7 protein-coding genes are annotated in these 8,760 nt (G+C 70.5%); 2 read left to right on the forward strand and 5 right to left on the reverse strand.

Translation table 11 applies throughout. From position 1 onward, the window contains the following. Window positions 1–60 precede the first annotated feature (60 nt). Window positions 61–1,005, reverse strand: coding sequence for a glycosyltransferase family A protein (locus LJE69_RS16175; protein WP_296927004.1), 945 nt, complete (start codon window positions 1,003–1,005; stop codon window positions 61–63). A gap of 338 nt (window positions 1,006–1,343) precedes the next feature. Further along, window positions 1,344–2,591, reverse strand: a complete 1,248-nt coding sequence (locus tag LJE69_RS16180) for a CapA family protein (RefSeq protein ID WP_296927006.1) — start codon at window positions 2,589–2,591, stop codon at window positions 1,344–1,346. A gap of 225 nt (window positions 2,592–2,816) precedes the next feature. Here LJE69_RS16180 and LJE69_RS16185 point away from each other — a divergent pair, with 225 nt between their 5' ends. Together LJE69_RS16185 and LJE69_RS16190 are read left to right on the forward strand one after the other, a co-directional pair. Next, entirely contained in the window at window positions 2,817–4,877 is a 2,061-nt protein-coding gene (locus LJE69_RS16185) for an ExeA family protein (RefSeq protein WP_296927009.1), read from the forward strand. Window positions 4,878–4,906: 29 nt separating this feature from the next. Further along, window positions 4,907–6,037 carry a general secretion pathway protein GspB gene (locus LJE69_RS16190; RefSeq protein ID WP_296927011.1) on the forward strand — a complete coding sequence of 377 codons (1,131 nt, stop codon included), beginning with the start codon at window positions 4,907–4,909 and terminating at the stop codon, window positions 6,035–6,037. Window positions 6,038–6,256: 219 nt separating this feature from the next. Here the strand turns inward: LJE69_RS16190 and asnB are convergent, their stop codons facing one another. From asnB to LJE69_RS16205, 3 genes are all read right to left on the reverse strand, one after another. Then, window positions 6,257–8,110, reverse strand: a complete 1,854-nt coding sequence (gene asnB / locus LJE69_RS16195) for an asparagine synthase (glutamine-hydrolyzing) (RefSeq protein ID WP_296927013.1) — start codon at window positions 8,108–8,110, stop codon at window positions 6,257–6,259. 47 nt (window positions 8,111–8,157) lie between these two features. After that, entirely contained in the window at window positions 8,158–8,343 is a 186-nt protein-coding gene (locus LJE69_RS16200; protein ID WP_296927015.1) for a hypothetical protein, read from the reverse strand. 108 nt (window positions 8,344–8,451) lie between these two features. Continuing rightward, window positions 8,452–8,760: Bax inhibitor-1 family protein (locus tag LJE69_RS16205; RefSeq protein WP_296927018.1), on the reverse strand; the 309-nt coding region annotated here is incomplete at its 5' end.

The following is an 8,760-nucleotide window of genomic DNA, read 5'->3' on the forward strand; positions in this document are numbered from 1 at the left end:
CGAAGTGCGCCAAGCGCGCCAGGTCGCCCGCGCCGAGGTCCTTGCCGCCGAGCAGACCGTTCACGGGTCTCTGCTCGGTGCCGGTTGCCCAAGCGCTGCCGGCAACAGCGTGCGCAGCCAGTAATAGAGCGGTCGCGGCGACGGCACGGTGCGCAGCGCGCGCTGGTACCAATGCCGGGCGCCCCGGGCATCGCCGGCGCGCTCGCGCAGGTCGCCGAGCAGGCAATACTCGTAGGCGAAGTAGCGGCGCATGCGCAGCCCGCGTCGGCGCAACTCGCCTCGGCGCCGCTGCCAGTGCTCGCCGAGCACCTCGAGGTTCGCGAGCGCCATGGCCTCGCGCTGGTTGGAGACGCAGGCGGCGTGGCTGCGCTTGTGCTGACACACCATCGCAATGTGCGCGAAGCGGCAGACCTGCGCCAAGCGCAGCCACAGCTCCAAGTCCTCCACCAGCCGCCGCGACTCGTCGAAGCCGCCGACGGCGGCAAGCGGCGCGCGGCGCACCAGCACGGCGCCGGTGGGGACGTAATTGAGCCGGAAAAGCTTCAGGTCTTGATCCGGGATCAAGAGCGCATCGCCCCAGAACCGCTCATCGAGACCGGCATCGGCGAAGAAGGACGCCATGCGCTCGCCGCCGGCGTCGAACATCGCACAGTCGCCGAATACGAGATCCACGTCGCGGTGCGCCTCCAGCACTTGGAGCCCGGCGGTCAGTCGCCCCGGCGGCCAGCGGTCATCGGCGTCCAGAAACGCGATGAACGAGCCGGTGGCGGCGGCAATGCCGTGGTTGCGTGCCGCTGACGGGCCGCGATTCTCCGGCAGCCGCAGCAGGCGCACGCCCTGCCGGCTCATTGCGATCTGGGCCGTGGCATCGGTGGAGGCATCGTCGACGACGATGATCTCGTGCCCGAAGGCGCCGCGCTGCGCCAGCACGCTGTCCAGACAGTCCCCGAGGTGGGCTGCCGCGTTATGCGCCGGGATGATGGTGCTGATGGTAGGTTCGGGCATCGCCCCTGGTGTCAGGCTTTTACGGCTGCGCCAAGATTCAGAAGGCTCGTGCAGGGCGGATCAGCGAAGCGACCGCAAAAGTATTGCTCGCAACGCCCAAATCCAGCGGATCGTGGGTCGGGTTAGCGATAGCGTAACCCGACAATCAACGGCTTACTCGCGCCCTTACTGGCGCCCTTACTGGCGCCCAGCGTCGGGTTACGCGGCGCTAACCCGACCTACACGGAATACGTCACCGTCCCAAAGCGAAGCCGCCATGCCGGCGTTACCGAGGCTTCGGCGCGGCTACACGCCCCCTGTGTCAGGCTAGTTGTCGCGTTCCAGGCAAGCCCGGCCAGTCAGTTGGCGCTGGGTCCGGTCGCGCCGGAATCGCCGCGCGGCTCACGCACCGTCGGCATGGGCCGGGTGTCGTTGCGCTCGTTGTACAGGAGCCAGCGCTCCCCGGAGCGCGATAAGCGGACCTTGAGATAGGTAGACAGCAGCAGCCACGCCGAGACCAACTGGCCCGGGCGGAAGCGGCGGATCTTGTCCCAGAGGCTGCCGTCCCGCCACCAGGAGATCAGCGGCCCGGCCACCCGCCGCTCAATGACGCTGTCCGCCCAGTACGCTTCCAGATCACCGGTGTCGGCCAACCGCGCGGTGCAGCCCGCGAGGGTGGCGCGGATCTTCTCGGCCAGTTCGCCGCTGGCGCGGGTGGGTCGTCCGGCGTCGTCCAGCCACAGTGGCACGGGGTCGAGCAGCTCGACGTGATCCTTGTGCAGCGCCAGCCGCAGCAGGAACGACTCGCGGTCCACGTCCGTGAGCGGCGCCAGGTAATGCCGCTGCGGGGTCTTCAAATCCACGCCGTCGTCGGTGAGGTTGGCGAGGCTGTAGGCGACCACGGCAGCGCCGCGCTGCTCCACGCCCTGGATGCAGTGGCTGTGATGGCCGAGGATCACCGACACGCCGCGCGCGCAGGCCGTATCGCCGAAGGCCACCTGTTCTGGCGTCGGCAACGGGCTGTATTCCAGGCCCCAGTGCAGCATCAGGATGACGTGGTCCACCCGCGGGCGCAGCCGATCAACCGCCGCGAGCACGGCATCCGGGTCCAACGGGGCGATGCCGGCGGACGTGCCGGTGGCCGGCGGTGCGGGCTTGGTGAGCGGGTCGCAGGCGCCAAGCAGGCCGACGCGAACGCCGCGACGCTCGATGACGATCGGCGCCATGGCCTCCGCGAGGTTGGCGCCGGCGCCGGTGCAGGCGATGCCAGCGGCGCCCAGCAGCTCGCGGGTCTCTGCGAGCGCCTCGGCGCCGAAGTCCATGCAATGGTTGTTGGCCAGGTTCAGCACTGATACCCCGGCCCTGGCAAGACAGCCGGCGTAGACCGGGTCTCCGCGCAGGCAGAGCTTGTCGGCGCGTGCGGCGTCGGTACGGGTGAGCGGCGTCTCCAGGTTGCCGACAGCCAAGTCCGCATCCGCGAGCAGCGCAGCCAACGGCGCGAGCACCGCATCGGCCGTGCCGGCATCCGCGCGTTCCTGGTAGCGCCCATGCAGCATCACGTCGCCGAAGGCGCAGAGAATCAGCGGCTGGTGGTTCGGCTGAGGCATGGATGGGGTGACGAGACCGGAACAGGCTGCGGTGCATGATAACGCGGCCTGTCCGTCGGCGCGGGCCGCACGCGCCGCGGGCGTGTATAAGCCGCGTGCAACCTTGGGGTTTTTTCTCTATATTTTGTGGAGATATCGGCATCAGTTCGTTCGATGTCCCATAGGGCGAGCCACCCGCCGCCGACGCCGGGCCCGCCGCCACCGGCGTGAGCCAGCGAGACAAGCGTGTACCCGAAATACTTCGGCCTGAAAGAGCCCAGCTTCTCCATCACGCCGGACCCGCAGTACCTGTTCCTCAGTGGGCAGCATCGCGAGGCGCTGGCGCACCTGCTCTATGGCGCCGGCGACGGCGGCGGCTTCGTGTTGCTGAGCGGCGAGGTGGGTACCGGCAAGACGACCGTTTGCCGCGCCTTCCTGGAGCAGCTCCCGGAGGGCGTGGATGTCGCCCTGGTGGTCAATCCGGCCATGACCGCGGCCGAGCTCCTGCACGCCATCTGTGACGAATTCTGCGTGGAGTTGCCCGCCGGCGAGCCGTCGGTGAAGGTGATGCTCGACCAGCTGAACCGCTTCCTGCTCGACGCCCACGCGCGCCGCCGCCGGCCCGTCGTGATCATCGACGAGGCGCAGAATCTGCGCCCGAAGGTGATGGAGCAGGTCCGCCTGCTGACGAACCTGGAGACGTCGAAGCAGAAGCTCCTGCAGATCTTCCTCATCGGCCAACCGGAGCTGCGCACGCTGCTCGCGAGCCCCGAGCTGCGCCAGCTCAACCAGCGCATCACCGCCCGCTACCACCTGACGCCGCTCGGCGCCAGGGAGACCGCCGCCTATATCGAGCATCGCATCGCGGTCGCCGGCGTTGACCGGCCCCTGTTTACGCCCAAGGCGCTGAAGCGGGTGCACCGTCGCACCGGCGGTGTGCCCCGGCTCATCAATCTGTTGTGCGACCGGGCGCTCCTCGGCGCCGCGGTGTCGCGGCGCCTGCAGGTGACACCTGACATCGTCGACGCCGCGGCGCGCGAGGTGATCGACCGCACCGATCCGGCGCGGCCGCGGCGGCGCGGCGTGCTGGGCGCCGCCGCCGCCGTGCTGGCCGCCCTGGCGCTCGGCGTGTGGATCGGCGCCTCGGATCTGCCGCGGTGGCTGCCCCAGCACCTATCGGCGCAATGGACCGCCGTCGTCGGCTGGCCGGAGGGCGGGCCGTCTGTTTCCAAGCCGGTCGCTGTCGCTGCAACCACGGCCAGCCTCGCGGATGCAGGTGGCGACCGGCTCGCCGAGGCCGACGAAACGGCTTCGCAACAGCCCGATCCACCGCAACCACCTCTCGCCGCCAGCAGTGTCCGTCTGGTACCGCCGCGGGGTGATGATGCCGAGCCGGGTCAGAATGCCGCGCGGCTCCGCGCCGACGCGCCCGCCAACGCCAGGGCGGCTGCCGCGCCGCCAGCACCGGATGCCTCCGCCACAACCGCTCGTACAGAAGCGCCAGCCACGCAGGCAGCGATGCGGCCGGCGCTGGCCGTGGCCCATACCGGCGCTGGCAAGACAACGGCCGACGAGACCGCCGACGCCGCGGAGCCGGCGCCACCAGTCCAAGCGCCGCCCGCGCAGACGGCCGGGCGCCCGACGCCACGCATCGCCATGGCCCGCGTCAACACGGCGCCGGAGGTCCCGATCCTGGGCGCGGACGCGCTGGGGCGGGCGCTGCTGGACGAGGACGCGGTGGTGGACGAGCTGCTCAGCCGCTGGCGTATCAAGACCGCTCCCGGCGTGCGTCGGCTGGACTGCGCCGCGGTGCCGGCCTTCGCGCTGGCCTGCGAGCGCAGTGAGGGGCGCTGGTCGGACTTGCGCCGGTTCGATCGGCCCGCGGCGCTGAAGCTCACGCTGGGGGAAAACAAGTCGGGCTACGTCGTCGTGGGCGGCCTCGACGACGAGCACGCCCTCTTGTATCGCGATGGGGTGGCCATGCGCGTGCCCATCGCCCTGCTGGACGAGCGCTGGTCTGGCGACTACCTGCTGCTGTGGCGCACGCCGCCCTTCGGGGGGCGCGTCATCGCCAGTAGCGATTCCGCCGATGCCATCGCCTGGCTGCGCGAGCGGCTCGCGCGGCTGCCGGGCAGTGAGCTCACCGTCGATCCGGCGCGTTACGATGCCGATGTCGTCGCGGCCGTACGTGCCTTCCAACAGGCGCATGGCCTGAACAGCGATGGGCTCGCCGGGCCGCGCACGCTCATCATGTTGAGCAACGTCCTGGCGGACCTGGATGCGCCGCGGCTGTCCCATTCTCCGTAACCGCTGCCACGCCCCAGGCCTCCGGGTCCATGTCCTACATCCTTGAAGCCCTCAAGAAGTCCCAGAGCGACCGGGAGCTCGGCCAGGTGCCACGTGTCCAGGGCTTCGGCATCGACGTGCCCATGGAGCCGCCGCGCCGGCGCCCATGGGCCTATCTGGCGCTGTTGCTGGCGCTCCTGGCCCTGGGTGCCGCGGGCTTCCTGATGCTGCGTGGTCTGGGCTTGGTGCCAACGGAGCGCGCGCAGCGCAGCGCGGCAGTGGCATTGCCCGCGCCGACACCTCAGAGCCCGCACGGGGAACAGCCGATCGCCGCGGGGCCATCCGTGGACGTCGCATCTGCCCGCCCGGCGCCGAGCCGGTCGATGCAGCCGCCGCCGGAGCCGAGCACGCCGGTGGTGGCGGCACCGGCGACCGCGTTGGATCTGCCGCCGCCGGAGACCGCGACACCAGCCGCCGGCCCGCCCGTCGCCGCCGCACCGCTGTCCGGCGCCAACACCGCCCCGCCGCCGCCCGGGGCGGGCGCCGAGCCGCCGCGCACGGCAGCCGCGCCCACCGGACCGCTGTCGCTGACTGATCCGGACAGCCTGAGCGTGGAGCCGGAAGTGCTCGTGGTGCCGGCGCCCCCCAAGCACGGTCAGCCGTTGCCGAGAGGCGCCGACGAGTTGCGTCGGGCCGTGCTGGGCGACGGCGCGCGAACCTCGGCGTCCGTCGCCGACTCGCGTGCGCTGCCGACGCCACCGCCACCCGGCCAGCCGCTGCCCAGCGGGCCGGCGCCGGTCGAGCACGCGCCGGTGCCGCAGGACCTGCTGGCCGAGATCGATGCCTTCAAAAAGCTGGTCCGCAAACAGGACCCGAGTGCCACCAAGCGCGCCGCCAGGGCGCCGCCGCCACTGCCCACGCCCCCGGCATTGAAGCTTCGCCCGCCGAAGGACGAGGTTCCGCTGCCGCAGGCGCCATCGTTGGATCTGCGCAACCGCCTGCCACCGTTTTCGATGACGGTGCATGTTTACAACGCGGACCCGCGGCGCCGCTTCATCTACATCAACGGCCGCAAGCTCACCGAGCACGAAGAGAGCCGGGAAGGGCTGCGCCTGGAACGGGTCGTCGCCGACGGCGCCGTGCTCAGCTACCAGGGTGAGTCGTTCTTCCAGCGCCGCTGACGGCGTGGTCCCACGCACCTCAAACGAGGCAAGCCGTCGCTCCGAACCTGCCGCAGCCGCCGCACGCGCAGGTCTGGCCGACGTAGGAGGCCCAACCTGGGGTAGCCGACTGAAGGTCGGCGGCCTCAGGGCAGCCGACTGGGAGTCTGGTGGCTCTGGCTCGCGGCCGCATGTCGCTCAGCGCTGCACCAGGCGGCCGCGCGCCGGCGCTGTCAGGCGTCAGCCGACGAACCGCTCGCGCAGCTCCGCGGCCGTTTGCCCCCAGCAGAACATGCGCCCCCAGAATTCGAGTCCGTACAGCATGTGCGTGAAGTTGGCGGCGTCGCGCGCGAGCAGGGCGCGGGTCTCGGCCGGGCTCAGCACGCCCTCGCGGGCCAGGAAGCCGTCGGCGAAGCAGGCGTCCCCCAGCGACAGCACATAGTCCGCCGCCGGGCTCGCGAAGCCGATCTTGGTGCGCTCCACCACCGCCCGCGGCAGGTGGCGCAGGGCCAGCGCCTTGACCAGGCGCTTGGACTCGCGCCGCGTCAGCTTGTCCGCGCGCGGCAGGTTCGCCGCGAAGCGCGCCACCTCGATATCCAGGAACGGCACCCGCGACTCGATGCCCGCCTGCATGCTGGCGCGGTCCTGCTGGTGGACGATGGCGCCGATGTAGTCGCGGTAGTCGGCGGTCATGGCGGCTTGGATCTCGCGGTCGGTCGGGTCCTCGATGAAGCCGTAGGCGGCGCGGCAGTCGCGCTCCAGCGTGGCGCGAAAGCCACCGTCCGCCACCTGCTCCAGCACGTCGCTTGGGTTCGCCCAGGCGCGGAATACAAAGTCGTGCCGCGGCCGCTCCAGCCAGAGATCGGTGAGGGCGAAGATGCCCTTGCGGTAGAGCTTGCGCAGCAGGTCGGTGCGCCGTGCCAGCTGGAGCCAGTTCCAGCGGATGCGGTAGCGCCAGTCGTAGCCGCCGAAGCCTTCATCGGCGCCCTCGCCGGCCAGCAGCACCTTGCAGCCGTGCCGGCGCGCCAGCGCACTGATGCGCTCGATGGGCACATTCTGCGGGTGGGTCAGCGGCGCGTCGTTGTACCAGATGGCGTCGATGTAGCCGGCGAGATAGTTCTCCCGCGTGAGGCGGTCATAGTGGATGTCGATGCCGAGATGTCGGGCCACCTGCTCCGCCCAGCGCCGCTCGGAGTGGTCGGCGATGTCCACGTGATAGACGCTCACGTCCGGGCGCAGCCGGCAGGCGAAGGCGGTCATCAGCGACGAGTCCACGCCGCCCGAGCAGAGGCTGCCCACGGGCACGTCGCTCACCAGGTGGCGCTCGACGCTCTCGCGCAGCACCCGCTCCAGCGCGTCCAGCCGCTCGTCCCGGCGCAGCGCGGCCAACTCGCGGGCGCGCCGGGCGTCCGGCAGGTCCGAAACGTGGAACCAGCGATGGACCTGGAGCGTCGCCGGGTCACCGTCGGTGAGCTCCAGCGCGTGGCCCGGCTCCAGCGCATGGATGCCAGCGAGCAGATCCTCCCGGATGGCTTCGCGGTACAGCAGCAGCTCCGCGAGCTTGCCCGGCTCGAACCGCGGCGGTGCCGGCAGGGCGGCCGTGATCGCCTTGATCTCGGAGGCGAAGATCAGCGCGCCGTCGACAACTGCATAGTGCAGCGGCTTGATGCCGAAGCGGTCCCGCGCCGCAAACAGCCGCCCCGTGTCCAGGTCGGCGATGGCGAACGCGAACATGCCGTTGAAGCGTGCGAGACACTCGGCGCCCCAGTGCAGCCAGGCGGCGAGCACCACCTCGGTGTCGCTGTCGGTGCGGAAGGTGACGCCTGCGGCGGCCAGCTCGCGGCGGGTCTCGCGGTAGTTGTACAACTCGCCGTTATAGACCAGCGCGTAACGCCCGTCGGCGCACAGAAGCGGCTGATGCGCCGCCGCCGAGACGTCGATGACGCTGAGCCGGGTATGGCCCAGCGCAAAAGCCCCTCGCAGCAGGGTGCCGGTGTGATCCGGCCCGCGGTGGGCGAGCCGTTGCAGCATCGCCGCCAGCGCCGGCGCGCGCCCCTGGGCCCCGGGGCCGACGATGCCCGCGATACCGCACACGCCGGGCTACCGCGCGCGATGCGATGCCAAACCGCGCGCGCCTTGGCTCATCGCACCAGCAGCACCAGCACCACCACCAGGCCGACCACGGCCGCGAGCGGCAGGATGGCCGCCTGCCAGTCGCCCTTCTGGGCCTTCGGGCCCTGTTCCTGCCATTGCTTGAAGGCGGGCCACAGGTAGAACAGCATCATGATCAGGACCGCCGCGGCGGCGATCTTCAGGAACAGCTCCATGGCGCAATCCCTCCGTCAGGTTGTATACAGGCGGCAAAGAAAAGCCCGGCGCCGGTAGGCCGGGCCGGGCGTCTTGACGCGCACGGGCGCAGGCGCGCCCGCGGGCGGTCAGTCGTCGCTCATGATCCCCAGGATCTGCAACAGACTGATGAACAGGTTGAAGATGCTGAGGTAGATGCCGTAGGTGGCCATGATGTAGTTGGTCTCATAGCCGTTCTTGATCCGGCTGGTGTCGAACAGGATGAACCCGCTCATCAGCAGGATGATGCCTCCCGAGACCGCCAGCGACAGCGCCGGCATGTGCAGGAAGAGGCTCGCCACCATGGCGACGAGCACCACCATCATGCCGGCGAACAGGAAGCCGCCCATGAAGCTGAAGTCCGTCTTGCTGACCAGCGCGTAACCGGACAGGCCCAG

Source organism: Thiohalocapsa sp. (genome assembly GCF_022340605.1).
In the GTDB taxonomy this organism is placed as follows: domain Bacteria; phylum Pseudomonadota; class Gammaproteobacteria; order Chromatiales; family Chromatiaceae; genus Thiohalocapsa.

Coding starts and splice junctions, on each gene's coding strand:
- LJE69_RS16200 (WP_296927015.1), bottom strand. CDS start 8,343: ATGGAGCTGTTCCTGAAGATCGCCGCCGCGGCGGTCCTGATCATGATG.
- LJE69_RS16175 (WP_296927004.1), bottom strand. CDS start 1,005: ATGCCCGAACCTACCATCAGCACCATCATCCCGGCGCATAACGCGGCA.
- LJE69_RS16190 (WP_296927011.1), top strand. CDS start 4,907: ATGTCCTACATCCTTGAAGCCCTCAAGAAGTCCCAGAGCGACCGGGAG.
- LJE69_RS16180 (WP_296927006.1), bottom strand. CDS start 2,591: ATGCCTCAGCCGAACCACCAGCCGCTGATTCTCTGCGCCTTCGGCGAC.